26 protein-coding genes and 1 pseudogene are annotated in these 25,655 nt (G+C 35.0%); 11 read left to right on the top strand and 16 right to left on the bottom strand.

Annotated elements, in window-relative coordinates:
- Nucleotides 1-3 precede the first annotated feature (3 nt).
- The 12 genes and pseudogenes from ACM6HU_RS17000 to ACM6HU_RS16945 all read right to left on the bottom strand — a co-directional run bounded on the left by ACM6HU_RS17000 (nt 4) and on the right by ACM6HU_RS16945 (nt 9,407).
- Nucleotides 4-945 carry a carbohydrate kinase family protein gene (locus tag ACM6HU_RS17000; RefSeq protein ID WP_414848333.1) on the bottom strand — a complete coding sequence of 314 codons (942 nt, stop codon included), beginning with the start codon at nt 943-945 and terminating at the stop codon, nt 4-6.
- Entirely contained in the window at nt 942-2,417 is a 1,476-nt protein-coding gene (locus ACM6HU_RS16995; protein WP_414848332.1) for a glycoside hydrolase family 32 protein, read from the bottom strand. Before ACM6HU_RS16995 ends, ACM6HU_RS17000 begins: the two co-directional genes overlap by 4 nt.
- A gap of 17 nt (nt 2,418-2,434) precedes the next feature.
- The gene (locus tag ACM6HU_RS16990; protein ID WP_414848331.1) at nt 2,435-3,811 is read right to left on the bottom strand and encodes a sucrose-specific PTS transporter subunit IIBC; all 1,377 of its coding nucleotides are present in this window, start codon (nt 3,809-3,811) and stop codon (nt 2,435-2,437) included.
- Nucleotides 3,812-3,948: 137 nt separating this feature from the next.
- Complete coding sequence (locus ACM6HU_RS16985; protein WP_414848330.1) at nt 3,949-4,935, bottom strand: LacI family DNA-binding transcriptional regulator; 987 nt, start codon at nt 4,933-4,935, stop codon at nt 3,949-3,951.
- A 118-nt stretch (nt 4,936-5,053) separates the two neighbouring features.
- Nucleotides 5,054-5,269 (bottom strand): DUF1540 domain-containing protein, encoded by a 216-nt coding sequence (locus ACM6HU_RS16980; protein WP_414848329.1) that lies wholly within the window; start codon nt 5,267-5,269, stop codon nt 5,054-5,056.
- 72 nt (nt 5,270-5,341) lie between these two features.
- The gene (locus ACM6HU_RS16975) at nt 5,342-5,761 is read right to left on the bottom strand and encodes a thioredoxin family protein (protein ID WP_016113197.1); all 420 of its coding nucleotides are present in this window, start codon (nt 5,759-5,761) and stop codon (nt 5,342-5,344) included.
- 12 nt (nt 5,762-5,773) lie between these two features.
- The gene (locus tag ACM6HU_RS16970; protein WP_414848328.1) at nt 5,774-6,193 is read right to left on the bottom strand and encodes a disulfide oxidoreductase; all 420 of its coding nucleotides are present in this window, start codon (nt 6,191-6,193) and stop codon (nt 5,774-5,776) included.
- A gap of 142 nt (nt 6,194-6,335) precedes the next feature.
- Complete coding sequence (locus ACM6HU_RS16965; protein ID WP_176505856.1) at nt 6,336-7,187, bottom strand: LCP family protein; 852 nt, start codon at nt 7,185-7,187, stop codon at nt 6,336-6,338.
- A 127-nt stretch (nt 7,188-7,314) separates the two neighbouring features.
- Entirely contained in the window at nt 7,315-7,563 is a 249-nt protein-coding gene (locus ACM6HU_RS16960; RefSeq protein WP_016113200.1) for a YhdB family protein, read from the bottom strand.
- A 121-nt stretch (nt 7,564-7,684) separates the two neighbouring features.
- A complete protein-coding gene (locus ACM6HU_RS16955) occupies nt 7,685-8,182 on the bottom strand; it encodes a PCYCGC motif-containing (lipo)protein (protein WP_016113201.1) in 498 nt (165 codons plus the stop codon).
- Nucleotides 8,183-8,240: 58 nt separating this feature from the next.
- Nucleotides 8,241-8,651: pseudogene (locus tag ACM6HU_RS16950) on the bottom strand (GerAB/ArcD/ProY family transporter); the annotation flags it as partial.
- 159 nt (nt 8,652-8,810) lie between these two features.
- The gene (locus ACM6HU_RS16945) at nt 8,811-9,407 is read right to left on the bottom strand and encodes a hypothetical protein (RefSeq protein ID WP_016113202.1); all 597 of its coding nucleotides are present in this window, start codon (nt 9,405-9,407) and stop codon (nt 8,811-8,813) included.
- A gap of 250 nt (nt 9,408-9,657) precedes the next feature.
- On the opposite strand from ACM6HU_RS16945, the gene ACM6HU_RS16940 reads away from it, so the two are divergent.
- From ACM6HU_RS16940 to ACM6HU_RS16895, 10 genes are all read left to right on the top strand, one after another.
- Nucleotides 9,658-10,218 (top strand): nitroreductase, encoded by a 561-nt coding sequence (locus tag ACM6HU_RS16940; RefSeq protein ID WP_016113203.1) that lies wholly within the window; start codon nt 9,658-9,660, stop codon nt 10,216-10,218.
- A 336-nt stretch (nt 10,219-10,554) separates the two neighbouring features.
- Nucleotides 10,555-11,973 (top strand): stage V sporulation protein SpoVR, encoded by a 1,419-nt coding sequence (spoVR, locus tag ACM6HU_RS16935; RefSeq protein ID WP_016113204.1) that lies wholly within the window; start codon nt 10,555-10,557, stop codon nt 11,971-11,973.
- 204 nt (nt 11,974-12,177) lie between these two features.
- Entirely contained in the window at nt 12,178-13,845 is a 1,668-nt protein-coding gene (cdr, locus tag ACM6HU_RS16930) for a CoA-disulfide reductase (RefSeq protein WP_275857341.1), read from the top strand.
- A 176-nt stretch (nt 13,846-14,021) separates the two neighbouring features.
- Nucleotides 14,022-14,285 (top strand): metal-sensitive transcriptional regulator, encoded by a 264-nt coding sequence (locus ACM6HU_RS16925; protein WP_003195373.1) that lies wholly within the window; start codon nt 14,022-14,024, stop codon nt 14,283-14,285.
- A gap of 176 nt (nt 14,286-14,461) precedes the next feature.
- Nucleotides 14,462-15,592, top strand: coding sequence for an MBL fold metallo-hydrolase (locus ACM6HU_RS16920; RefSeq protein WP_016113206.1), 1,131 nt, complete (start codon nt 14,462-14,464; stop codon nt 15,590-15,592).
- Between the two features lie 34 nt (nt 15,593-15,626).
- Nucleotides 15,627-15,854 (top strand): sulfurtransferase TusA family protein, encoded by a 228-nt coding sequence (locus ACM6HU_RS16915; RefSeq protein WP_016113207.1) that lies wholly within the window; start codon nt 15,627-15,629, stop codon nt 15,852-15,854.
- A 60-nt stretch (nt 15,855-15,914) separates the two neighbouring features.
- Nucleotides 15,915-16,283 carry a rhodanese-like domain-containing protein gene (locus ACM6HU_RS16910; RefSeq protein WP_016113208.1) on the top strand — a complete coding sequence of 123 codons (369 nt, stop codon included), beginning with the start codon at nt 15,915-15,917 and terminating at the stop codon, nt 16,281-16,283.
- 14 nt (nt 16,284-16,297) lie between these two features.
- Nucleotides 16,298-16,594 (top strand): rhodanese-like domain-containing protein, encoded by a 297-nt coding sequence (locus ACM6HU_RS16905; protein ID WP_006093617.1) that lies wholly within the window; start codon nt 16,298-16,300, stop codon nt 16,592-16,594.
- Nucleotides 16,595-16,685: 91 nt separating this feature from the next.
- Entirely contained in the window at nt 16,686-17,165 is a 480-nt protein-coding gene (locus ACM6HU_RS16900) for a DsrE/DsrF/DrsH-like family protein (protein ID WP_016113209.1), read from the top strand.
- Nucleotides 17,166-17,210: 45 nt separating this feature from the next.
- A complete protein-coding gene (locus ACM6HU_RS16895) occupies nt 17,211-17,990 on the top strand; it encodes a sulfite exporter TauE/SafE family protein (protein ID WP_016113210.1) in 780 nt (259 codons plus the stop codon).
- 115 nt (nt 17,991-18,105) lie between these two features.
- Here ACM6HU_RS16895 and ACM6HU_RS16890 read toward each other — a convergent pair whose 3' ends face one another.
- The 4 genes from ACM6HU_RS16890 to ACM6HU_RS16875 all read right to left on the bottom strand — a co-directional run bounded on the left by ACM6HU_RS16890 (nt 18,106) and on the right by ACM6HU_RS16875 (nt 23,950).
- Nucleotides 18,106-18,546, bottom strand: coding sequence for a hypothetical protein (locus ACM6HU_RS16890; protein WP_016113211.1), 441 nt, complete (start codon nt 18,544-18,546; stop codon nt 18,106-18,108).
- Between the two features lie 160 nt (nt 18,547-18,706).
- The gene (locus ACM6HU_RS16885; protein WP_414848327.1) at nt 18,707-20,119 is read right to left on the bottom strand and encodes an LCP family protein; all 1,413 of its coding nucleotides are present in this window, start codon (nt 20,117-20,119) and stop codon (nt 18,707-18,709) included.
- Between the two features lie 643 nt (nt 20,120-20,762).
- Entirely contained in the window at nt 20,763-22,418 is a 1,656-nt protein-coding gene (locus tag ACM6HU_RS16880; RefSeq protein WP_016131198.1) for a Na/Pi cotransporter family protein, read from the bottom strand.
- 329 nt (nt 22,419-22,747) lie between these two features.
- The gene (locus ACM6HU_RS16875; RefSeq protein WP_016113214.1) at nt 22,748-23,950 is read right to left on the bottom strand and encodes an MFS transporter; all 1,203 of its coding nucleotides are present in this window, start codon (nt 23,948-23,950) and stop codon (nt 22,748-22,750) included.
- 318 nt (nt 23,951-24,268) lie between these two features.
- Here ACM6HU_RS16875 and ACM6HU_RS16870 point away from each other — a divergent pair, with 318 nt between their 5' ends.
- Nucleotides 24,269-25,357 carry a DUF871 domain-containing protein gene (locus ACM6HU_RS16870; RefSeq protein ID WP_016113215.1) on the top strand — a complete coding sequence of 363 codons (1,089 nt, stop codon included), beginning with the start codon at nt 24,269-24,271 and terminating at the stop codon, nt 25,355-25,357.
- The last annotated feature ends 298 nt before the right edge of the window (nt 25,358-25,655 follow it).

The following is a 25,655-nucleotide window of genomic DNA, read 5'->3' as shown; positions in this document are numbered from 1 at the left end:
CGATTAATCGTATGCTTTTACATCTACTAGTGATGGAAGGGAAGCAATAGCACCATAGTTTGTACACGTTATGGCTCCTACTTTGTTTGCAAATGAGACAAATCGCTTTAAATCTGTAAAATTTTGAGAAAGAGGATGCCCAGTTTTCGAGAATTGATATAACATCGCCCCAACGAAAGCATCACCAGCACCAGTTGTATCTACTTGTTTTATTGAGATAGAAGGCACGATGATTTGTGCTTCTTTCGTTGCGACAAGGGTACCGTATTTTCCAAGTGTAATGGCTACAATTTTAGCACCGTATTCTAATAATTTTATAGCTGATTTTTGTAAATCAGTCTCTTTCGAAAGCATAATTGCTTCTTCTTGGCTCACTTTTACGAAGTGAGCGTATTTAATGAAAGACAGGCAATCTTGAGAGAATTGCTCTGTATTTGTAATGAGTACACTTCGATAATTTGGATCAAAAGAAATAAAATGATTATTTTCTTTTGCATACTGTAGTAGTTGAAAATATGTTTCTTTTAAAGGACTAGATAATAAGGCTGTTGCTGAACCGAAATGTATCACATCATTTTTATTAATTTTAGATAGATCAATTTTATTAAAACTGTATTCACCATCTGCTCCGCGCATAAAAGTAAAATCACGTTCACCATCTTGATCTATAGATACGAATGCAAGTGTCGTTTGTTTTTCTTTTATGAGCATCGATGTATCTACATTAGCACTTTGTAATGTCTGTTCTAGGAAATTTCCGAAAGGATCATTTCCGACTTGTCCCATAAATGTCGCATGACCACCTAATTTCGTAATAGCAGCAGCAACATTAGCTGGGGCACCACCAGCTTTTTTTTCAAAATCTACACCATCTACTAAAGAAATATTGGAATTTCGGCAAACGAAATCAATTAATAATTCACCTATACAAAAAATATTGCTCATATAATCCCTCTTTTAAGTTTATATTGTGTGATTGTAAAGTATAGTTTTGCATCTGAAAAAATTGCAATATGATGCTCAATATCTTTTCGAGGAAACACTCTAGAAGTAAAGACAGTAGAACCATCATATAAGAAAATTTCTACAATACTGTTGTCTACAAAAATTCTTAGCTCTATCGTATCGTGAATATCGATTTTCTTACAGCGTTCATATCCATATTCTCCTCCAAAGTGATGCTGGAAGTTGCCTCGGTTTATAGAAACAGTTCCTTTTTCACGGTTAAATGTAATCGGGAAAGATTCCTCTTCATGATGAAATAAAGCAAGACCAAATGTGTTTGCTTCTTCTGTTTTGAGAGTAGCAATTAATTCATAGGTTTGTTCATGGTCAAGAGCTGTTAATATATTTAGTCCATTTGCTATATCGCCTGAAATTTCTTTTTTTAATGTTCGTAGTTTTTTTAATTCTGAAACAGGTTTTTGCTTCAATATATTATTTTCCAATGTCAATTCTCTTGGAAGTGTTAAACAATGAGCCCACATATGCTCATCAGAAGGATACGATATTTCACTTGAGCCAGCCCAAGCAAATAGAAGGCGTCGACCAGTAGCATCTTCTAAAGTTTGAGGGGCGTAAAAATCAAATCCTTTATCAATCTCATAATAAGACTCAATATGAAAATATAAATTTTCGATATTAAAAGTTCCCATTGCGTATATTACATTATATACATTTTGGAAATTACTCCCGTCCTTTTCGATTCCTTGAGGAGAAAAGAGTAGTACATCGTTACCTGATAGCTGAAAGTAATCTGGGCATTCCCACATAAATCCAAATGTTTTTAAGTTTGTTTTAACTTCACCTTGGAAATGCCAATTATATAGATCCGGTGACTTATATAATAATAGGGTACCTGTTTCATTTTCACGTTGTGCACCAAGTAGCATATAGTAAGTATCATTGTTCTTCCATACTTTCGGGTCTCGTACATGTTTTGTATACCCATCAGGAATACGATCAATGACAGGGTTATTACTATACTTATTCATTGCATATTGTGAATTCATCGTTACCATGCATTGTTTTGCATCACGAGAATGATCTCGTTTCTTTATATTCCCCGTATAAAATAAGTGGAGAAGCCCGTCTCTTATAATAGAACTACCGGAGTATGCTCCGTGTGATTCGTAGCTTTCAGTAGGAATAATGGCAACAGGCATTCTTTCCCACTGGATAAGATCTTTTGATTTTACATGTCCCCAATGCTTCATTCCGTGAATAGGACCAAATGGATACCATTGATAAAAAACATGATATTCATTATTGTAATACGAGACACCGTTAGGGTCATTCATTAATCCATATGGGGGATGAATGTGATAGATCGGTTTCCATGAATCTTGGTTTGCAATTTCATATAAAGAATTTAGTTCTTCTGTATTGGATTGCAGTATTGTTTTATATTTGGACATAGGTTTTCACCTCGTGGTTATTTACTTTCTTTATATAAAATTAGAGTGGCAATAAAAGCAGTGATAACTGCAATTGCAAAACCTATTACATAATGAACAGTATTCATCATTCCTAGTGGAGCAACAATTGTTAGCATCGGAATTCCTGTTAAACCGTATGCGTTAGCAGCAACTTGCATCCAGACAACATATGCTCCGCCTATTGCGCCACCAATCGCGGCTGCAATAAATGGTTTACCCAGTTTTAAATTAACACCAAAAATAGCTGGTTCAGTAATTCCTAAAAATGCCGATGCAGCTGATGGAATTGCGATTTCTTTCGTTTTTTTGTTTGTCGTTTTAAAATAAACTGCTAAAGCGGCTCCGCCTTGGGCAACATTGGCCATTGACCAAATAGGGAGTAAGAAATTAACACCGATATCTTTATTAGCAAGTAATCCAGCTTCGATAGCGTGGAAGCTATGGTGTAGACCGGTAAGAACAATTGTTGAATACATACCACCAAATATAAGACCAGCGGCTGGGCCAGCAAATTGATAAATCGTATTTAAAAGATAAGTAATACCATCACCAATTTTATATCCAATTGGTCCGATAATAATAAGTGATAAAAATCCAGTTATGATAATAGTTAAGAAAGGTGTAACTAATAAATCTAAAGAATTTGGAACTCGTTTGCGAAGTTCTTTTTCAATTGTACTCATAACGTATACACATAATAAAATAGGTAAAACAGTACCTTGATAGCCAACCATATCAATATCCATACCGAGGAAATGTAAAACAGTTGGTTTTGCATTTGCGAGAGACCAAGGATTCGTTAAATTTGGGTGTGTTAATATGCCACCAATAACTGCTCCTAAGAAAATATTCCCACCAAATTCTTTAGCAGCACTAATACCAATTAAAATAGGTAAAATAATAAAAGCAGCGCTTGAGAACATATCAAGTAATTGGATAAGCGAATGATTAGCAGGAACGAATTTAAACGCTTTCAACATTCCGAGCAGTCCCATGAGTAAACCACTTGCGACGATAGCGGGAATAATAGGAACGAAAATGTTGGATAAAGTTTTCGCTAAGCGAGCGATAGGATTCATTTTTTTCTTTGGAACTTCTTTTGATACGGAAGAGTCGAGTTCAGACACTCCAATTAGCTTTGAAAATTCATCGTACACTTTGTTGACTACGCCAGTGCCAAAAATAATTTGATATTGCTCATTTGTTGCGAAGGCCCCTTTAACACCGTTAATGTTCTCAATTTCCGACACGTTTACTTGTGCCTTATCTTTTAGTACGAGACGAAGGCGGGTTGCGCAGTGTGTAGCACGAATAACATTTTCTTTTCCCCCGATGTGCTGTAATACTTGAGTAGCAATTTGTTTCATATCCATAAAAATTCCTCCTGACCTTACAGTTTCAATTTGTGGAACCGGTTCCGTTTTTGGTTAAAATAAAAAACAGGGGGCTTATGTTAAAAAATCCTGTTTTTAAAATGTGGAACCGGTTTTAATTTCATTATAGAGCGCCTTTATATTTTGTCAACGCTTTCTTGAATTTTTAATGTATAGCGAGAGTGTATTGTTTTCGGAATCGTTTTATGTTCTATAAGCTTTGTAAGAGAAGTAGCAGCTAGCTGCCCTGCGTACTCATAGTCAAATGCGATTGTAGTTAAACTAGGGTGTACCATTTCAGAAATATCGTAGCCACCGAATCCTGTTACTGAAATATGAGTCGGTATGGAAAGGTAGTTAGAATGGATGACTTTCATTGCTCCAAGAGCGATGTTATCTGTTGCACATACGATAATGGTTGGGCGAGCATGGTCTAAAATATGTTGAACTTGTTTCATCGCATTTTCGATTTGGAAGGTCGTTTCATAATAGGAAACTTCACAAGTAGGTTCTAAATTTTCGATAGCTTTTTGAAAACCGCGTTTTCGATTCACACCAACTGAAACATCATCTTCTTCTACTCCTAAATAAGCGATATCGCGGTGACCTTGTGATAGCACATATGCTCCTAATTCATAAGCAGCATCATAATCGTCATGAATGAGACAATATTGATTTTCATATTGCTGACCAACAAATAAAATGGGGATGCTGGAATTTGCAATGATTTGTTTATGCTCTTTTGTTAAAGTTTTAGTTAATAAAATAATGCCAGCTACTTTTTGCTTTATAAAGTTTTTCATTGCTTGAATTTCTGTTTCAATTTTCTGGTTTGCGTTTGCAACAAGCATTTGATAGCTATTTTCCCGCAATGTATTGTCAATCCCAATCAGCGTTTTCGTCGTAGCGAAAGAATCTAATCTGGGGATAATAACACCAATTAAATTTGTTGTTTTTGCTTTTAAACTTTGCGCAAATGTATTGGGAGAAAAATTTGTTTCTTGAATGATGATTTCAAGTTTTTGTTTTGTTTTATCGCTAACATATCCGCCATTTAAGTAACGAGAGACAGTACTTTTTGCAACGCCTGCTAATTTCGCAATATCTGTAATTGTTTTAGCCATAGTATTCCACCTTTGTATTAATAAAAATGCTAATTTTATTATAGGGAGGATTAAAGATTACGTAAACAAGAAGAGGTGAATAAAAGTCCCACCTCATATAGCTGAGATGGGATAAAGGTTAATATTTCGGTTGAAACGTTTGACAACATGTTTCAACGCTTGTTGTCGCAGAGCTTTCAAGTGTTTCACCCGTTAAAGCTGCATTTGTATAAGAATCATCGCCTGGTTGATTCGCGTTTTGGTCATCAGGCTGAACAAAGATTGCATTTGCTTGACAAAAGTTCCCTTGTCCCCAAAATGAACAATTGGAAACAGAGCAGCGTACCTCTGGCATAAAACCCCCTCCTTATACATTAGTGTGGGATTTTACACAGCTTTCATGTATAGAAGGAGTTTCCTTTTCTTATTATTTTTTGTTTTCTTTAAACCATTTTTCAAAAGCATCTTTTGATTGCTCACCTTTAATACGATTTACTTCTTTTCCATCTTTGAAATGAATAATTGTTGGTGTTCCTTCAATTTTATAATCATCCCAAGTTGGGTTATCGTTGAAAATATCAATGACTTTCATATCAATGTTCATGTCTTTAGCCATTGGTACAACAATAGGTGAGACTTTTTCACAGTAGTGACAACCTGTTTGATAGAAGTAAATGGTTTGTTCTTTCTTTTCCTCGTTATTTTTACGAATATCAGAAGAAGAGATTTTATTTGTATAGTAATTTTTTTCTTGTTTCGTTGTATTTTTGTTTTCCATCTGTACTACAGCAAAAATCGCTGCAAATAAGACGATAATAATACCACCAAAGATAAGCATTTTTTTCATTATGTCATCTCCTTATTTATTTTTAATTACAATCAAGCTGCAAATCGCGATCGTGATAAATCCGATAAGTGCCAAAAATGGGATTGTGACAAATCCGAACCAGTTTATATATTCCCCCGTACAAGGCACACGTCCACAAGCTGCTCCTGCTGCTGAGAATGCAGAAACTTTTTGAATGGCATAATGATATAACGAAATACAGGCACCAATACTTGCAATTGGTAAAGAATATGTAGCAATGCGGTAGTCTTTTTTTACAACTGCAATACCAAGCCATAAAACAAATGGGTACATAAAAATGCGTTGATACCAACAAAGTACACAAGGCTCAAATTTCATGATCTCAGAAAAATATAAGCTTCCAAGTGTAGCAATAAAAGAAGCTCCCCAAGCAGTAAACAATGCATATTCTTGTTTTGTCTCACGTTTCATGTTTTTTACCTCTCTTATAATAGTTACATACTAAATTATAGTATGAAAAGGACAAGAAAATAAAGAGAAAATATTTTTATCAAGGAAAGTTTTATAAGGGGGAAACTTGGAAATAAAAAAACAAGGTCCATGAACCTTGTTTTTACGGTCGGTTTACAGCTTTTGTGACATTGAAGAAGTTTTGAATGGCTTCTTTATTTGCTTCTGGATTTATTTTTAATACGGAACCAGCGTGTTTGGTAAGAGCAGATTCATATTCGTTATCAATTGGAATTCGCATCGTTTCCATTTTATCAATGGGCTGAGATAAAATACTATTTCCAAGTGTAAATAGCGTTGACATATCTAAATTTGTTTTTATATATGGAGAGAGTTCATGTGCCATTATTGGTAAATTTAGTACCCCATCTATAGAGTGAACTTTATCAGTAAGGGTTTGTTTCAATGCCCGGAGTACTTCTTGTTGTCGTTTCACACGGCCAAAGTCACTTTCAGTATCATGGCGAAAACGCGCGTATTTCAGTAAATCTTTCCCGTGAAGAGGTTGTATCCCTGGCTTTACATGTAGTCCCATATCATCGATTATTGTTTGTGTAACATTCACTTCAATTCCTTCAGGTGCAATGGTATCCACAATTTTAACAAATGCTTCAAAATCAATCGTAATGTAATGAGAAACATCGATTCCAAAATTATGTTGAATCGTCTTTCGTAATAATTCAGGGCCGCCATAGTAGTAGGCAGCGTTGATTTTATTATATTTTTTATCGTAAGAAGGAATTTCTACATAACTATCCCGCATAATTGAAGCAAGCTTTGCTGTATTCTCTTTTTTATTGTACTGGGCAATCATAATTGTATCAGCACGAGCTTGTTGCTCACCTCGTGAATCGCTGCCGATAAGTAGGATGTTCCATATGTCTTTCTCTTGTTTTATCCCTTGAAACGAATGAGGATTATTCGTTTTTTCACAACCGATAAGCAGTATCATCATGCAGAGAAATAAGTATAAAGATTTATGCAAATCATCACGTCCGTCCACTATTGATATGTGTATTATGAACAGATATATGGAAAAATATTCAAAAAGCGCTATTCTCAAAGGGAGAATAGCGCTTCATTTACATTTGTACTTGGTCTATTTCTTCTATATGCGACTTTTGTGAAGCATGGTCGATATATTGGAATAGAAGTTGAAGTTGTTTATCTACTTCTGGTAGTTCTTTTCCATATTTGTAAGCATGTAAAAAATGCTCGATTCGTTTAGAAAGTAATTGATCATCAGTTTGCACCATTAAAACAAGCAACTTGTCCCAATTACAACAATACGTGTAATAGAGAGCTTTATCGTAGTCGTTATATGTCTGCATTGTGTACCCTCCTTACTGAGGAGTTACATATAGTGTACGTCAATCGAGAAGAAAAACACTTGAAAGAATTTGCTAAGGGAAATGTTACGTAAAAAGTAAAAAACGAGGAAATTCCTCGTTTTTACGCTTTTGGCATTGGGGTAGGCGTTGGTTTTGCGTAGCCTTCTTTATATTTATTATCAATGTAGTTTCGAATTTCAAGAGTCGATTTTCCTTTTTGATGCATAGATGCAGATTCGACCGCAATTTCTAAACAGTTTACACAGGTCGTTGCGTGAGAATCCCAAACAACTTCTCCATTTTTCTTAATTTCACGAATAAAACAGTTTTTATTGTTTTTATGTCCCACACTTTCTCCGCATCCACAGTAACAAGGTATCCAATTTAATAATTCGGCATTTTTTCCTGCAACTGTATAGATTTCTTTCATTTGTGGGTCTAGTTTGTCCAGAAACGTTGGTAGCGTGTCGATTCCTTTTGTTGTTTCTTGGATATCACCTTGCTGAGAATGAGAAGCGTGTTCTTCTTTCGGTTCAGATGATTGTTTCTTTTCTGCTGCACCACATCCAGAAAGCACGAGACTGCTTATTACAAGTAGAGAGAATAGATATTTTTTCATCTGCATATCCCCTTTGCCTTTGTATTAGTAAAATTGTACCAAACTCGCTAGTGATTTCCTATGGTGAAGTTTTATTTTGTTTATTTTTCAACCGCCAGCGAATGGAATGCCATAGAAAAAGGAGAGGGATATAGACATATACAATATACAGACCAGCCCGAGATAGGAGCGTGTTCAATGTATTAATATGTTCTCTGTTTATAATAAATAAAGACGCTATATACACAACGAAAATGAAAAAAGGCAATGTAAACTTAAACGGAATATGGAACGATCGTTTCATGGATTGGCAAGAAGACCAAATCGTTACACAAAGATTAGGTAAAATGATGAGAAACCAAACAAAAATAATGATGTACTCAAATCGTTGAATGAAAGAAACTTTAATAATTTTAAGCATTGTTAAGGTTGCCCAAATTGTACGCTGCAAAAGTCCTTCACTAAAGTACATGAAAGAAATGAGTGCTAAGATATGGAATGCTCTCGTTAGTTTTTTTGGGAAGAACAAATTTTATACAGGAAACACAAAAAAGCTGTTCAAAAGTTAGACAATGTTTGTCTTTTGAACAGCTTTTTTTAATATTTGTATATAAAAGGAAGAGTGATAAATACTTCTTCCTTTTTATGTTTAATTTGTCTTTTTTTCTTTCACAGACTGTATTAATTTCATCATTTCAGCTCTTATATCTTCTTTTTTCACATTTAATTTTTCTGCGATTTGTTTAATATGCATGCCATCTTTTTTCATTTTTAATACGTCATTGAATGGTGTATTGCTTTTTTGTGCAATGATGGTTAAAACTGTAAGGTGATGCAAACGAATATTATTATCTTTCATTATTTTCTTCATTTGTTCTGGTGTGGAGTTTTGCATTTCGGCTACTTTTTGCAGCAATGCTTGCTTCATTTCTTTACTCATATGATGTTTATGCAGTTTCTTTGGATCCACGCCAAAATGCTTTGCTGTTTCTTTCCAAGATTTATTTTGTTTATAGTACGATAAAACATCTTTAATATCTTTTTTGCTAATCTTTGCAATGTGTGCTGCTTTCCAAATTTCATGTTTTTTATAACCTTGTTTTTCTAAAGATTGTAGTTGTTCATCTGAGATTGGTTTGTGATGATGCGCTGTGAATTCTTTTTGAGAGGCAGCAGAAGCAGGGAAGACTACTATTCCGCATAAAAGTCCTGTTGCTAAAATGCTTGCTATTACTTTTTTGTACATACATATATTCCTCCTAATTGAATAAAATGGGAAACTTTATCTATAGAGTTTCCCAAAGTTGTGGAGAAGTTGTGAAGAACTTGTGAACATTACAAGTTTTTTTCCATAATTCACGAGAAATTATTTTCTTAGTTTTACAACATAAAACATTGATTAATGGTAGAAAACTGAGTTATAATCGAAATTGAAAATCAATATCAATATCAGTAATAAACTTATACATATAGATGAGGATAAGGGAGAGAAACATATGACTACATATACTTCCATTGCAAATATCATTAAAGAAAGACGCTCCATTCGTACATTTACAGATAAAACAGTAGAAAAAGAATTATTAATTGAACTATTAAATGATGCAACGTGGGCACCAAACCATCAGCATCGTGAGCCATGGAAATGTAAATTATTTATTGGAGAAGGCCGTCAAAAATTAGTAGATGCTGTATTAAATTCTTTTACAGAAGAAGACAGAGCAAAACGAGGTAAAGTTTTATCCGATCGTTTTCTAAGTACACCAGCTCAAATCGTTGTGTATATGGATGAAGATCCACGTCAAATCCAGCGCGACGAAGACTACGCAGCAGTATGTGCATTTATACAAAACTTTCAGTTACTCGCTTGGGAGCGCGGACTAGGATGTGTTTGGAAATCAGGCGGATTGAATTATAATCCTTTATTTATAGATGGAATTGGATTAACAAAAGGACAACGCATTGTTGGAATCCTTCATATTGGTTATTTCGATAAGAAGCCAGAAGGAAAAGAGCGCACGCCGATTATGGAGAGGCTTGAAGTTATTGAGGGGTAATAGATAAAGGTGGAAAGCTGGATGCAAATGATGTGAAATTTGTATCCGGCTTTTTTGTGCTTTTCTAGTACTTTTTTATATTGCAGTAATTGATGAGTATGTAAGCAAACACTTGCTAAACCATCGTAAAAGGTACAAGTATTGTCAAAAATATATGCCAGGGGATTACCCTTATAATATGTGCCAACGCTGTTATGAAGAGCAGTATCTGTCATATGATTATGAAGAGGACTACTGGTTAAAGTAAAGGGTAGAGTATCTATTTTTCATCATTTCTCATGAAAGCTCGTTTCCCCTCATACACTTTCTTAAGGGAAAGTGTAAGGAGGGAAAATAATGAGAACTAGTGATGATAAAGCACTACAATATGCAATCGCTGAAATTACTGAAATTGCAACAGGGTTTGGACTTGATTTTTATCCGATGCGCTATGAAGTGTGCCCAGCGGAAATTATTTATACATTTGGTGCGTATGGCATGCCGACGCGGTTTTCACATTGGAGTTTTGGGAAACAATTCTTCAAAATGAAGCTACATTATGATTTGGGACTTAGTAAAATATATGAGCTTGTCATCAACTCTGACCCATGTTATGCATTTTTACTCGATACAAATGCATTGATTCAAAATAAGTTGATTGTAGCACACGTATTAGCACACTGCGATTTCTTTAAAAATAATATCCGCTTCTCAAATACAAAGCGCGATATGGTTGAAAGTATGGCAGCGACGGCAGAACGAATTAAAGCATATGAACATAAATATGGAAAAGAAGAGGTAGAAACGTTTTTAGATGCTGTTTTGGCCATTCAAGAACATATTGATCCATCGCTTATGCGGCCGAAGCTAGCTTGGAGCATAGATGACTTAGAAGAGGAAGAAGTAGAAAAGAAACGAGTTTCACAGTATGATGATTTGTGGAATTTAGATGATAGAAATAAAAAACGAGAACGACCAAATATGCGGAAGAAAAAGAAAATCCCGCCGCAGCCAGAGAAAGATTTGCTGCTCTTTATTGAAGAATATAGTAGGGAACTAGATGAATGGCAACGTGATATTTTAACGATGATGCGAGAAGAAATGTTATATTTCTGGCCGCAACTAGAAACAAAAATCATGAACGAAGGCTGGGCTTCGTACTGGCATCAACGTATACTCCGGGAAATGGACTTAACATCTTCTGAAGCAATCGAATTTGCGAAGCTTAACGCGGGTGTAGTTCAACCATCAAAAACAAGTATTAATCCATACTACCTTGGCATTAAAATGTTCGAAGATATTGAAGAACGTTATAATAATCCAACTGAAGAAATGAAACGTCGTGGTGTAAAACCTGGATCAGGCCGTGACAAAATCTTTGAAGTACGGGAAATTGAATGGGACGTATCCTTCTTAAGGAATTACTTAAATAAAGAATTGGTTATGAGAGAAGATATGTACTTATTCCAGCGCCAAGGAAAAGAGTATAAGGTAATTGATAAAGAGTGGGAACATGTTCGTGATCAGCTTGTTAATATGAGAACAAATGGAGGTTTCCCGTATTTAGTAGTAGAAGATGGTGACTACTTAAAGAATGGGGAACTGTATATTAAACATAGTTACGAAGGAATCGAGCTAGATTTAAAATACTTAGAAAAAGTATTGCCATACATTCATCAGTTATGGGGAAGAACGGTGCATATGGAATCTAATGTTGAGAATAAAGGTGTTGTCTTCTCATATGATGGGAAGATGGTACATCGGAAGTATGTGTGAAGCCGCTGAAACCAGTGGCTTTTTTCATACCAAGTTTGTTTCAATTTTGTGAACAAGCATAAAGTTTGAGCTTTATATATTGTCATTATATTTTTTTGTGTTTATTATATACCTATACAGGTATATGTAATTTACCATCCGGTATATTTATATGTAGTAAGTAAAAAGAAGAAAAGTAAAAATAATCGTGGAGGTTATGAAAAGATGAGCAAAAAAATTGTTGTAGTTGGTGGAGTTGCGGGAGGAGCATCAGTGGCAGCACGTCTTCGTCGTTTAAGTGAAGAGGATGAAATTATTATGTTTGAGCGAGGCGAATATATTTCGTTTGCAAACTGTGGGTTACCATATTACATTGGTGGTGTGATTCAAGAGAGACAGAAGTTGTTAGTGCAAACTGTTGAAAAGATGTCAAAGCGATTTCATTTAGATATTCGTGTTTTAAGTGAAGTGATAAAAATTAATAAAGAAGAAAAAACAATTATTGTGAAAAATGTAATGACAAATGAAACATACGAAGAGTCTTATGATATTTTAATTCTTTCACCAGGATCTAAGCCAATTGTACCGCCTATTCCAGGAATTGAAACAGCAAAAGCGTTGTTTACATTACGAAATGTACCAGATACAGATCGTATTAAAGGGTATATTGATGAGCAGAAACCACGTCATGCTACTGTCATCGGGGGAGGATTTATTGGTGTTGAAATGGCAGAAAACTTGAGAGAAAAAGGAATTGATGTGACGCTTGTTGAGATGGCAAATCAAGTAATGCCGCCAATTGATTATGAAATGGCAGCATATGTACACGAACATATGAAAAAGCATGGTGTTCAGCTCATTTTGGAAGATGGAGTAGATGTTTTTGAAGAAGGCGGAGCAGTCGTACGCTTAAAAAGTGGTTCGAAAATCAATACTGATATGGTAATTCTGTCTATCGGTGTCCAGCCAGAGAGTAGCTTGGCAAAAGAAGCAGGACTAGAACTTGGAGTACGCGGGACAATTAAAGTAAATGAAAAACTACAAACGTCTGATTCATCTATTTATGCCATTGGTGATGCGATTGAAGTAAAAGATTTTGTAACAGAAACAGAGACAATGATTCCGTTAGCATGGCCAGCAAATCGACAAGGTCGTCTATTAGCGGATATCATTCATGGGCATACAGAGTCTGTATACAAAGGGACGATGGGAACATCAATTGCAAAAGTATTTGAATTAACGGTTGCTTCAACAGGAGTAAATGAAAAGGTATTGCAGCGTTTAAATATACCCTATGAGGTAGTGCATGTACAGGCGAATTCTCATGCGGGTTATTACCCAAATGCATATCCAATTTTATTAAAATTGCTTTTTAATAAAGAATCAGGAGAAATCTATGGTGCACAAGCTGTTGGGCGTGACGGTGTAGATAAACGAATTGATGTAATTGCGACGGCAATGAAAGCTAAGCTAAAGGTAATGGATTTACCAGATTTAGAATTAGCATACGCACCGCCGTATTCTTCTGCAAAAGACCCAGTAAACATGGTGGGGTATGCTGCAAGTAATATGATTGAAGGGCTTGTAGATACAGTGCAGTGGCATGAAATTAATCATATTGTTGAAAAAGGTGGATATTTAATGGATGTTCGTGAACCGAATGAATTGAAACAAGGGATGATTAAGGGATCAGTTAATATTCCATTAGATGAATTACGTGAAAGATTGGATGAAATTCCAGTAAATGAAGAAATATATATTACATGCCAGCTAGGTATGAGAGGCTATGTTGCTGCACGTATGTTAATGGAAAAAGGATATAAGGTGAAGAATGTAGATGGTGGTTTTAAATTGTATGCAACTGCTTTGCCAGACCGGATTGTATATAAATAGGTTTAAAGTAAAGCCCTATTGATTATGATAAGGCGAAATGAAAATAGGGCTTTACAAAATACCCTAAAGGGTATATGATGAGGTTGTAAATTCAAATAAGAATTTTATTACAATCTGGTGCAGTAGACATTTTTTTAGATAAAGCATGTCTATTAAAGTATTGAGGTGATAGTACGTTGGAATATAATCAAGATATTAAAAATAGGTTAAAGCGAATTGAAGGACAAATTCGCGGTGTACTTCGAATGATTGAAGAAGAAAAAGATTGTAAAGAGGTTATTACACAATTAACAGCATCACGCTCTGCTATGGATCGCACAATTGGATTAATTGTAGGAACGAACTTGGAAAACTGTTTGCGAGAACAATTTGAAAAAGGCGATACATCAAATGAAGATTTAATTAAAGAGGCTGTACAACTGCTTGTAAAAAGCAGATAATCTGTCAAACGAATGTGTTGACAGATTTTAAAAAACATTTTAATATACCCGTACAGGTATGTGTATATTGAGCGCTACAATAGTAAGCTAATACAGAAAAAGAATAAGAAAAAATTTGAGTAGGGCAGTTAACTTTTAATTTTTTTAACAAAATTTATACCATAGGGGGTAAGGTAGTGGATGCTATAGGATTACAAGCGAAAGATGTTGCTGAGAAAGTTTTATTTGAAGAATTATTTATTTTAGATGTTCGTAATGAAGCGGATTATATGGATTGGAGAATGGAAGGGAAACAAGTTTTTTCCATTAATAAACCATACTTTGATTTGTTAGAAGGCGTAGAAAGCATCTTGGAAGAGTTGCCAAAGGAAAAAGATATTCTTGTTGTATGTGCGAAAGAAGGATCTTCCAAGTTTGTTGCTGAGCAACTTATAGAGGCTGGTTTGAAAAATGTTTATTATTTAGCTGGTGGTATGAAAGCTTGGAGTGAATATGTGAAGCCGATTAAAGTAGGGGATTTAAAAGATGGTGGCAGCGTGTATCAATTTAACCGTCTTGGAAAAGGATGTTTGTCCTATATGGTTATTTCAAATGGGGAAGCTGTAGTCATTGATTCTATGCGAACAATTGAAGCATATGAGGAGTTTGCAAAAGAACAAGGTGCTATGATTACAAACGTTATGGATACACATTTACATGCCGATCATATTTCTGGTGGTCGTAAGTTAGCAGAAAAGGTGAAAGGTACGTATTGGTTGCCACCAAAAGATGCTGAGGAAGTTGTCTTTTCTTATGAATCCCTTGTAGAAGGAACAGTAATTACAGTAGGAGAGACGAAAATTGATATTGAGGCAATCTATTCACCAGGACATACAATTGGAAGTACATCATTCATTGTAGACGATGCTTACCTTCTATCAGGTGATATTTTATTCGTAGATTCCATTGGACGCCCAGACCTTGCAGGTAAGGCGGAAGACTGGGTAAGTGATTTACGTAACACTTTATATACACGTTATAAAACATTATCTCAAGATTTAATTGTTTTACCAGCACATTATTCGAAAGTAAGTGAGATGAATGAGCAAGGGCGGGTTCGTGCAAAACTGAAAGATCTATTTAAACGAAATGCAGGATTAAATATTGAAGATGAGTTGGAGTTTCGAAAAACAGTTACAGAAAATCTACCGCCCCAGCCGAATGCATATCAAGATATTCGTCAAACGAATATGGGGAAAATCAATCCAAGTGTAGAAGAAGAGCGCGAAATGGAAATTGGTCCAAATCGCTGTGCGGTACATGATTAAGTATAAATTAAAAAATATTTTGGAGGTATAGAATATGAACGTAAAACAAGTATTAGATGTAAAAGGATTAGCATGTCCAATGCCAATCGTAAGAACGAAAAAAGCTATGGAAGCTTTACAATCTGGAGAAGTGCTAGAGGTTCACTTAACAGATAAAGGCGCGATAAAGGATATTCCAGCGTGGTCAAAAACAGGTGGACACGAAGTATTGCAAAATATGGAGGAAAATGGTGTGCTGAAGTTCTGGATTAAAAAGGCGTAAAACAAAAAGGTCTGCTCTACGGATACGAATTGTATAGAGAAAGATTGGAGGAGATGGTGTATGAGTGCAAATGTAGTATTCAATATTGTTTTAACTATACTTGTTGCTTGGTTTATCATTTCTCGCTTTTTACCGGTTAAGGGAGTTAAAAATATAAACGGGAAAGAACTAAAGACGGAGATGAATAAAAAAAACAAACAATTTATTGATGTTCGTACACCCGGTGAATTTAGAGGGAATCATATTCAAGGGTTTCAGAATATCCCATTAAACGAGTTAGCACAAAAAGCGAGTCATTTAGATAAAAACAAAGAAGTAATTGTAATTTGTCAAAGTGGAATGAGAAGTAAACAAGCAACAAAAATGTTAAAAAAATTAGACTTTCAACATATTACGAATGTCTCAGGTGGTATGAATGCTTGGAATTAAGGAGGAAATGAAAAATGAAAGAAATGACAGCAAAAGAATTAGAAAATAAATTGATGAATCATGAAGTATTACACGTTATTGATGTTCGTGAAGTGGAAGAGGTGATGGAAGGAAAAATTCCGGGAGCTATTCATATTCCACTTGGTCTGTTGGAATTTCGCATGCATGAATTAGATAAAAACAAAGAATATATTATGGTGTGTCGCTCTGGTGGGAGAAGTTCACGAGCTGTTCAGTTTTTAGAAAGCTATGGTTTTGGGGTTATAAATATGACTGGTGGTATGTTAGATTGGGAAGGTAAAATAGAATAATATGGAGTACGACGCAGAGTTCTTTTATAAATAAAGGATTTTGTATATTTCACAAAATACCCGTATGGGTATATCGAGGTAGGGAGTTAACATGGAGAAAAAGAAAAAAACAACGATTGTTTTGTTTAGTGGAGATTACGATAAGGTGATGGCAGCTTATATTATTGCCAATGGTGCAGCGGCGTATGATCAAGAGGTGACTATTTTCCATACGTTTTGGGGGTTAAATGCACTTCGAAAAGATGAATATGTAAAAGTAAAGAAAAACTTCTTAGAGAAAATGTTTGGAAAGATGATGCCTAGCGGTGCAAATAAGATGGGCTTATCTAAAATGAATTTTGCCGGTATGGGCCCTCAAATGATTAAGCATGTTATGAAAAAGCACAATGCTATGCCACTTCCAGATTTAATTGATATGGCAAAAGAGCAAGGTGTTAAGCTTGTAGCTTGTCAAATGACAGTTGATTTATTAGGGCTAAAAGAAGAAGAGATTATGAAAGATGTTGAATTCGCTGGTGTGGCAGCTTATTTAGCAGATGCTTCTGATGGAAATGTGAATCTATTTATTTAAAGGTAATTAAAGAATGCCTTCTTTTTAGAAGGGGGAAAAATAAAGATGAGCTTCAGTTTTATGATTGTAATCTTTCTTATTGGCTTTGTTGGTTCATTTATTTCAGGGATGGTTGGTATTGGCGGTGCCATTATTAATTATCCGATGATTTTATATATTCCGGTGCTATTAGGGTTTACTGGTTATACGGCACATGAAGTAAGTGGTATTACAGCTATTCAAGTGTTTTTCGCAACATTTGCAGGTATATGGGTTTATCGGAAAAGCGGTTATATAAATAAAACATTGGTATTATATATGGGAACGAGTATTTTAGTGGGAAGTTTTGTCGGGAGTCTAGGTTCAAGAGTATTAGATGCAGGGCAAGTTAATATTGTATATGCTATTTTAGCTACGATAGCAGCTATTATGATGTTTATTCCGAAAAAAAATCGCAGCGAGCTTCCTTTAGAAGAACTGACGTATAATAAAGGATTAGCTAGTATGTTAGCATTTATTGTCGGTGCTTCTTCTGGTATTGTTGGAGCAGGAGGGGCATTTATTCTTGTGCCCATTATGCTTGTCATTCTCAAACTTCCTACACATATGACAATTGCAACTTCATTAGCAATTACCTTTATTTCATCTATCGGTATTACGGCCGGAAAAGTAACTACAGGACAAGTAGTGGTACTGCCGTCTATAATGATTGCTATTGCAAGTTTAATCGCTTCACCACTTGGGGCAAGTGTAGGGAAGAGATTAAATCAAAAAGTATTGCAGTGGATATTAGCGATTTTGATTGTTTCAACATCTATTAAAATTTGGATGGATATCGCATTGTAATATGATTCGTTGGAAGGTTGTTATCTGATATTACAGAGTAGTATATAGATACTTTAAGAAGAAGGCTAGTATAGAAAGTATGAACGCCACTGATTCTCCAGTGGCGTTCAAGTTATTAAGCCCAAATAAGTTTCATTAATCTTTCATATTCATCATTTGCAGCTTTATATAATAGTCTAGTATGCTCAAATACAAGGGCAGGATTAAAGTATGGTTCTGTAAATACAAGGGAAGTTGAAATATCAATGGAGTCGCTGTTACTAATTGTGAATTTTGCGAATCTATATGCTGTATTTAGTTCGTTGATTACATGCAATATTTCGCTTTTCTTAGCTGAATCAGGAACTTGAGCGACATTGAAGCAATATATATCGACAGTAGGATGCTCGTTATGAAAGGCAGCGATAAGACGAACTTTTGCACCACTCTCTGTGTCTAAGTTCACTGAAAAAAATACAGAGCCATCATTCTCATCTATGTTTTCTTCCATATGTATTTCATTGGATTGTAGATAATCTTTAAAGTCTGAAACATTATGCTTTACTGCGGCTTTCATATGTTTGTGCCTCCTGTTAATTAGAATATAACTCTACCTTTTATTATAATTTAAAGATATTGAAATTGATAGTTAAAAAAGTTAGAATTTTTGTTGTTTTCAAAATTATATTAGGATGTATAAAAAACCCAGCTCTATCTCTATAGAGCTGGGTTTTTTATTAATTTTTATTCGATGTTGTCTCTGTGTCTTCATCGTTATTGTTATTTTTTTGGTTAGTAGAATTTTGACGATTATCGTTATCGTGATTTGTATCTTTTGTTTTCTCATTCGATGTTGTTTTGGTCTCTACGTTTTCATCGTTATTGTTACTTTTTTGGTTAGTAGAATTTTGACGATTATCGTTATCTTGTTTCGTATCTTTTGTTTTCTCATTCGATGTTGTTTTGGTCTTTACGTTTTCATCGTTATTGTTACTTTTTTGGTTAGTAGAATTTTGACGATTATCGTTATCTTGTTTCGTATCTTTTGTTTTCTCAGAGCTTGTTTTTTTCTTGTTCTCTTTATCATCAGAATCAACTTTCTTATACTCAGGTAGTCCAAGATGAGTACGAAGTTGTTTTGTTAAATCTTCTAAATCTTTTTCTACTGGCATATAGTAATAAGTACGTTTGCCGTTAGGACGACCGCATGTATCATCACCGGCTTCCATATAACAATCTTCACCATTAATTTGTAATTTTTCAAGTGAAGAATCTGAACCGTATTTATAGAATGATAACATATCATCAAATGTTAAGTTTGTAACGAATTGTCCATTAATGTGATCAATAATATTTCCTACTTTTGTTACAGAATCAATGTTTGTTAGTTTTTTCAGAATGGCTTCGATAACAAGTTGTTGACGTTGACCACGCATTGCATCACTATCAATATGGCGTGTTCTAGCAAGAGCAAGAGCTTCTTCACCGTTTAATTTTTGAACGCCTTTTTTCAAGTGGATTGCACCTGCATTATCGTTACTATCTTGTTCAGTAAATTCAACAGGAACGTCTACTTCAATACCACCTAAATCATCCACAATTTTTATAAATGATTTAAAGTTGAATTTTACAAAGTAATCAACAGGAACGTGGAGTAAATCTTCTACCGCATCAATACTAGCTTGCGGGCCACCAGCTTTTCCATTTTTAGCCGAACCAAATGCATGTGCATGCGTAATTTTATCCATTTTCTTTTCTATTGGGATATAAGTATATGTGTCTCGTGGAATACTTAAAAGTTTTACAGTTTTACTATCTTTATTAAAAGTTGCAAGTAACATTGCATCTGTTCTTATAGCAGCACCGTATTCTTTGCCACGTACATCGCTTTCATCAACGCCCATGATTAATACAGATACATTATTAGAAATAGGTTTAACTGCTTTATCACGTAAATCTGATTTATCACCGCGTGCTAAATCGTGGGCGGCATTAAAAACAGCAGAGGATGCTTTATTTACTAAAAACCAAGTATAACTGCCTCCTATTATTAAAAATAATAAAAGGACACTTATAATAATTTTTGTTTTTTTCTTTCCTTTTTTCTTATTATTTCGTATATTTTCTTGCAAAGATGGGTTTTGATCCATTTCATATACTCCTTCATTTGGATTGAAATACGATACTCATATCACCTAATTATAATGAATATTAGCGAAAAAGAACATTACAAATCATTTACATTTCGCTAATATCCGATTTATTTTACGAAAAGTCAGATTTTTCCGCCTTTCGCAAAGTTAATTTTAGGAGAATAAGCAATAGAACAATTATAGTTTGTCGTATTAGAAATAGAAATACATATTATGAAAAAATAATAAAGAAGTAAGATTTGTTGAAATATGTTCAAGAGGAAGATTATATCATTTTCTATAGGTCTTATATAATGAAGTAGAAATACTGTTTGTTAAGAGTAAAGGAGATAGACATAATGAATCATGCATCATTTCGAGCAATTTGATTTGCTGGCATATAAGTCGTTGCTATGAAAACAAAAGGAGGCTTGCACTTACTTTCTCCATTTGTTTTAACCTGGAATGGGGCTAAAAAAGGCCCTGACCGCTTCTATGCAAGACCGGACGCTCTCTCTCGCTCAAAAAGGAGAGGTTTATATTTGTTTTTTCAAATTGTATTTATAGAAAAAGACGACCTTATCATCATGAAGTGCACCTTCAATTATTAGACTGTGTCTAACAATTGGGGTGCACTTCATCCAGATCGTCTTTTTTTGTACTATAGTGTTTGTTTTAATGCAACTTTTCCTTGTTCCCCTAAAACTCCATCTGCAATATTTACAGCGTGATCACCGATACGCTCTAAATTACTTACCATATCAACAAAGATGATGCTTGCATCACCTGAGCAACTACGTTCATTCAGGCGTAGCACGTGGCGCTTACGCAATACACGTTCCATTTGGTCAATTTTACGTTCTTTCGTAATGACTGTTTGTGCAAGTTCAGTGTCGAAGTTTGTTAAAGCGCCAATTGCATTTTGTAATGTTGAAATTGTTAGTTCAAGCATTTCATTTAGTTCCGCCATTGCTTCATCTGATAGCGTGACACGGTTAGAAATTTGGGAGTCCACAAGTTCTACAACGTTTTCTACATGGTCGCCAACGCGTTCAATATCTCCGACAACAGATGCTAAGACAGAATGTTTTTCGGAATCCATTGGTGAAAGTGGTTTTTCAGAAAGTAACACTAAATACTCCGTAATTTTTCTATCTAAGTTGTTAATAGCGCCCTCTAGTTGAGCTGCCATATCAGCATGTTTCTTTTCTTTTGTATTTAAAAATTGAGTTGCTTCTTTTAGGCCGTGTAATGAGAACTCTGCCATACGAATAATCTCTTTTTGTGCCTCTGTTAAGGCGATAGCAGGAGATTGTTCAATAAAGATTGGATTTAAATGCTGCGGTTTAAAGTCAATAGCGGCATCTTCTCCGCGAATAATTTTTGTTACAATCCACGCTAAAACTGCAATGAATGGAAACTGAATAATCGCATTCGTTACGTTGAATGTTCCATGCGCAACAGCAATTGTCATTTCTGGATTTAAGTTTAACGATGTTTGGAAATATTGAATTAAGTTTGTAAATGGTACTAATAAAATTGTAAAGATGATGGTACCAACTATGTTAAAGATAACGTGTACTAATGCTGCGCGCCTTGCTGCAATAGAAGTACCAATCGCTGCTAATACAGCTGTAATTGTTGTTCCGATATTATCACCAAATAGTACAGGTAGAGCAGCCTTTAAATCGATTGCACCTTGGCCGAATAATTCTTGTAAGATTCCAATTGTTGCACTTGAGCTTTGTACAATTAATGTAAAGATTGTACCTACGATAACTCCTAGGACTGGGCTGTTACTCATACTAACAGTTAATTCTTGGAATGATTCTAAAGAGCGTAGTGGCTTCATACCTGTGCTCATTAATTCTAAACCGAAGAATAACATACCAAATCCGAATACGACTTGTCCAAGAGATTGTACTTTTTTATTTTTAAAGAAGAATAGTAAGATTGCCCCAACTGCCATAATTGGAAGAGCATATTCTCCGATTTTAATTCCGATAATAAATGCTGTAACGGTCGTACCAATGTTAGCACCCATAATAACACCAATTGCTTGTCTGAGCGTCATAAATCCAGCACTTACAAGTCCAACTGTTAAAGCGGTTGTTCCTGAGCTAGATTGAATCAGTACGGTAACTAACATACCTGCTAGTACGCCCATAAGTGGGTTAGTTGTAAAACGATCGAGAATGTCACGTAGGCGATCACCAGCTGCTTGTTGCAGACCGTCTCCCATGTACTTAATCCCAAATAAGAAAATACCTAATCCACCAATAAACTGGAAGATCATGTCTTGAACATTAAATTCCACACATTTCACTCCTTAAAATTTCATGTACGGTGTAATTATTAACTAAAATTTGAGGCGGTGTAAATGATATCAATGTAAACTTTACATTAAATTTACAAAGCTTTAAAAAATTTACGTAACTTTAAAAAAAGACCGTTTATATTATGGGAAATTATAGCTTAAATGTAATGTTATTCTGTACAAATTACTTGTAATAGTCATATTATGTGTATGTATTAAATGAGAATACGCACTGAGCAAAAAAGTGGAAGTTTAATGGTGGTATGTAAAGAACCATAGGAATATGTACATTTGAAATCAGTGTATAGATAAAATGAAAAGCTGCTGAATCATCCAGCAGCTTTTTCATTTTTTTTATTAAGTTGTTTTTGTTTCCGTACATTTGTAATGTAAATAAAGAGAAACGCGATAAGTAACACAGAAGAGTACCGATATACAGTTGCATAGTCTGTAAAGTGTGCGATGAATCCGAAGATAATTGCACCTGCTCCAATGCCGAGGTCAAATGCCGAGAAGAATGTTGCGGTAGCAACGCCACGGCGATGCGGAGCTACACGGTCAATCATCCATGCTTGTAAGGCCGGCTGAATAGCGCCGAATCCACTTCCGTAACAGCTTGCTGCAATGATTAAACTTGGTATTGTTGTTGTATACGATAACAGGATAATCCCTGCGAATGTTAAGATAACACCGGGAATAATAACAAATGCATGGCCTTTTACATCGTATAGTCTTCCTGAGAAGGGGCGTGTTACAGCGATGGCAAGGGCGTTAAATAAGAAGAAAAGGCTAATATCAGCGATACCGACTTGCGTAGCAAATAACGTGATAAAGCTCCCAATTCCTCCGTACATTAATGTAATACACAATATTAATAATGAAGGAAGTAAAGCTTTTCTTTCGATAAATCCATCTAAAAACGTTTCGTGTGTTTGTTGAATTGGTTTCTCAGTAGTTTGAATTTTGAGTAGCTTTGTTAATATTAATGAAACGACTGTGCAAGATAGTGCACATAAAAAAAGAATCGTAAAGTTATAAGTTTGCATAAGCCAGAGTCCGATAAGAGGACCAAGTGCCATAGCGATCGTTCCAGAGAGACCGAAATATCCCATACCTTCACCACGGCGGGCTGCAGGAATTAAATAGGAGACTACAGTTCCATATGTTGTGGTTGTAATACCAAAACCAGCTCCGTGTAAAATGCGAACAGCAAGAAGGAGGAAGACAGTAGAGGCAAATAGGTAGCTGCCCATCGCTAGTAGGCAAATTGCAGTACCAGTCATTAAAATCAGTTTTTTACTAAATTTTTGTAGTGCATTTCCAGTGAGCGGCCGAATAATTAAAGCTGCCACAGTAAACATTCCAACAACAAATCCGATGTTTGAACTCGTGCCACCAATTTCTTTCACGTAAACAGGTAATGTTGGAATTAACATTTGAAAGCCTAAAAACATACATAAGTTTGCTAAAATGAGCGCAATAAATTCTTTTGTCCATAATGGTTCTCGTTTTACGAGTGCTGCTTCTCCCATATATTCATCCCCTAAATATTTTTCTCTGTTCTTTCGAGTATATGTAGAGGTCAATGTAACAGTCAAGAAAGGTGAGCTAAAATGATGTAACAATTTTTCGGGAGAAAAAATTTACAAATTTGTGTAAATGATACACAAATGCTCTTAAAAAAGGTAAAGTATAGATGTATAGTCTGCTGGTTGTTAAGATTGATAGAGATGTTTTTTCTGAAAAGAAAGCGGATTCAAACGGATAGTAAAGTAGAAGGGGATTTCTACTACTTTACTATCCGTTTGAAAGGGTTTACAAAATGACGATGAAGAAAGAGGCGTATATGCATGAGACGATTAGGTATTTCTATTTATCCAGAACATTCTACAGTAGAGAAAGATAAGGAATATTTAACATTAGCACATCAATATGGTTTTACACGTGTATTCACATGTTTATTATCAGTGGATGGAGAAAAAGAGAACATTGTTAAAGAGTTTAAGGAAACGATTTCGCATGCGAATGAATTAGGTTTCCAAGTACTTGTTGATATTAGTCCAGCTGTTTTTGAACAGCTTGGTATTTCTTATAACGACCTTTCATTCTTCCATGAATTAGGTGCATATGGTATTCGTCTAGATGTTGGTTTTTCAGGATTAGAAGAATCCATTATGACATATAACCCATATGGATTAAAAATTGAGATTAATATGAGTAACGGTACGAAATATGTTGATAATATTATGAGTCATCGCCCAAACTGTGAAAATTTAATTGGTTGTCATAATTTTTACCCGCATCGTTATTCTGGTCTTTCGTATGATCATTTTATGAAATGCTCAAAACAATTTAAAGATTACGGCATGAGAACTGCTGCTTTTATTACATCATTTGATGCGACATATGGACCATGGCCAGTAACAGAAGGGTTATGTACAATCGAACAACATCGTGAATTGCCAATGACAACGCAGGCGAAACATTTATTTGCAACAGAATTGATTGATGATGTAATCATTGCGAATGCATATGCATCAGAAGAAGAATTAAAGGTGCTCGGAGAAGTAAATAAAGAAAAGCAAACGTTTGATGTAGAAATTTATGAAACAACAACAGAATTAGAAAGAAAGATTGTAGTAGAAGAACCACATTTCTACCGCGGGGATGTGTCTGAATATATGATTCGTTCAACACAAAGCCGTGTAAAATATAAAAAAGAAGAGTTTAAACCTCATAACACAAGACCGATTAAACGTGGCGATATTCTCATTGATAATGAACAGTATGGCCAGTATAAAGGGGAATTGCAGATTGCTTTAAAAGATATGGTGAATACAGGGAAGACAAATGTAGTTGGCCGTGTTGTAGAAGAAGAGATTTTTTTATTGGACTATTTACAAGCGTGGGATAAATTTGGATTTGTATTAAAGAAATAATATGTTTATATGTATGAAGCCATCATGTACATGATGGCTTTTTTGTCGAGAAAAATCTAGAGAAATAGAAATGTATGAATGATACAATAGAGGGAACTTTTAGTAGGGAATGGAGATGGAGAAATGCAAATAGAATATACGTTAACGGAACAAGATTTTATTGCATTTAATCTGCATTATGCGAGGCATTCTAAAACAGTAAAGCGTTCTTTATTTCTTCAACGTTACATTGTAGCTATTATTTTTTTTGGTGTTCCACTTAGTGCTTTTTTGTTAGGACCACCAGGCCAAGTATATA

The organism is Bacillus sp. IT-79MI2 (genome assembly GCF_949768135.1).
In the GTDB taxonomy this organism is placed as follows: Bacteria; Bacillota; Bacilli; order Bacillales; family Bacillaceae_G; genus Bacillus_A; species Bacillus_A pseudomycoides.
Note: the sequence above shows the minus strand (reverse complement) of the source record. Positions and strands in the feature narration are given on the sequence as shown.

Excerpts from the sequence above, each read along its gene's own strand:
- spoVR (WP_016113204.1), top strand. The coding sequence starts at position 10,555 with ATGAGAACTAGTGATGATAAAGCACTACAATATGCAATCGCTGAAATT.
- ACM6HU_RS16900 (WP_016113209.1), top strand. The coding sequence starts at position 16,686 with ATGGAGAAAAAGAAAAAAACAACGATTGTTTTGTTTAGTGGAGATTAC.
- ACM6HU_RS16985 (WP_414848330.1), bottom strand. The coding sequence starts at position 4,935 with ATGGCTAAAACAATTACAGATATTGCGAAATTAGCAGGCGTTGCAAAA.
- ACM6HU_RS16965 (WP_176505856.1), bottom strand. The coding sequence starts at position 7,187 with ATGATGATACTGCTTATCGGTTGTGAAAAAACGAATAATCCTCATTCG.
- ACM6HU_RS16945 (WP_016113202.1), bottom strand. The coding sequence starts at position 9,407 with ATGTACAAAAAAGTAATAGCAAGCATTTTAGCAACAGGACTTTTATGC.
- ACM6HU_RS16905 (WP_006093617.1), top strand. The coding sequence starts at position 16,298 with ATGAAAGAAATGACAGCAAAAGAATTAGAAAATAAATTGATGAATCAT.
- ACM6HU_RS16910 (WP_016113208.1), top strand. The coding sequence starts at position 15,915 with ATGAGTGCAAATGTAGTATTCAATATTGTTTTAACTATACTTGTTGCT.
- ACM6HU_RS16940 (WP_016113203.1), top strand. The coding sequence starts at position 9,658 with ATGACTACATATACTTCCATTGCAAATATCATTAAAGAAAGACGCTCC.
- ACM6HU_RS16995 (WP_414848332.1), bottom strand. The coding sequence starts at position 2,417 with ATGTCCAAATATAAAACAATACTGCAATCCAATACAGAAGAACTAAAT.
- ACM6HU_RS16870 (WP_016113215.1), top strand. The coding sequence starts at position 24,269 with ATGAGACGATTAGGTATTTCTATTTATCCAGAACATTCTACAGTAGAG.
- ACM6HU_RS16955 (WP_016113201.1), bottom strand. The coding sequence starts at position 8,182 with ATGAAAAAATATCTATTCTCTCTACTTGTAATAAGCAGTCTCGTGCTT.
- ACM6HU_RS16915 (WP_016113207.1), top strand. The coding sequence starts at position 15,627 with ATGAACGTAAAACAAGTATTAGATGTAAAAGGATTAGCATGTCCAATG.
- ACM6HU_RS16960 (WP_016113200.1), bottom strand. The coding sequence starts at position 7,563 with ATGCAGACATATAACGACTACGATAAAGCTCTCTATTACACGTATTGT.
- ACM6HU_RS16980 (WP_414848329.1), bottom strand. The coding sequence starts at position 5,269 with ATGCCAGAGGTACGCTGCTCTGTTTCCAATTGTTCATTTTGGGGACAA.
- ACM6HU_RS16975 (WP_016113197.1), bottom strand. The coding sequence starts at position 5,761 with ATGAAAAAAATGCTTATCTTTGGTGGTATTATTATCGTCTTATTTGCA.
- ACM6HU_RS16890 (WP_016113211.1), bottom strand. The coding sequence starts at position 18,546 with ATGAAAGCCGCAGTAAAGCATAATGTTTCAGACTTTAAAGATTATCTA.
- ACM6HU_RS17000 (WP_414848333.1), bottom strand. The coding sequence starts at position 945 with ATGAGCAATATTTTTTGTATAGGTGAATTATTAATTGATTTCGTTTGC.
- ACM6HU_RS16970 (WP_414848328.1), bottom strand. The coding sequence starts at position 6,193 with ATGAAACGTGAGACAAAACAAGAATATGCATTGTTTACTGCTTGGGGA.
- ACM6HU_RS16990 (WP_414848331.1), bottom strand. The coding sequence starts at position 3,811 with ATGGATATGAAACAAATTGCTACTCAAGTATTACAGCACATCGGGGGA.
- ACM6HU_RS16885 (WP_414848327.1), bottom strand. The coding sequence starts at position 20,119 with ATGGATCAAAACCCATCTTTGCAAGAAAATATACGAAATAATAAGAAA.
- cdr (WP_275857341.1), top strand. The coding sequence starts at position 12,178 with ATGAGCAAAAAAATTGTTGTAGTTGGTGGAGTTGCGGGAGGAGCATCA.
- ACM6HU_RS16895 (WP_016113210.1), top strand. The coding sequence starts at position 17,211 with ATGAGCTTCAGTTTTATGATTGTAATCTTTCTTATTGGCTTTGTTGGT.
- ACM6HU_RS16875 (WP_016113214.1), bottom strand. The coding sequence starts at position 23,950 with ATGGGAGAAGCAGCACTCGTAAAACGAGAACCATTATGGACAAAAGAA.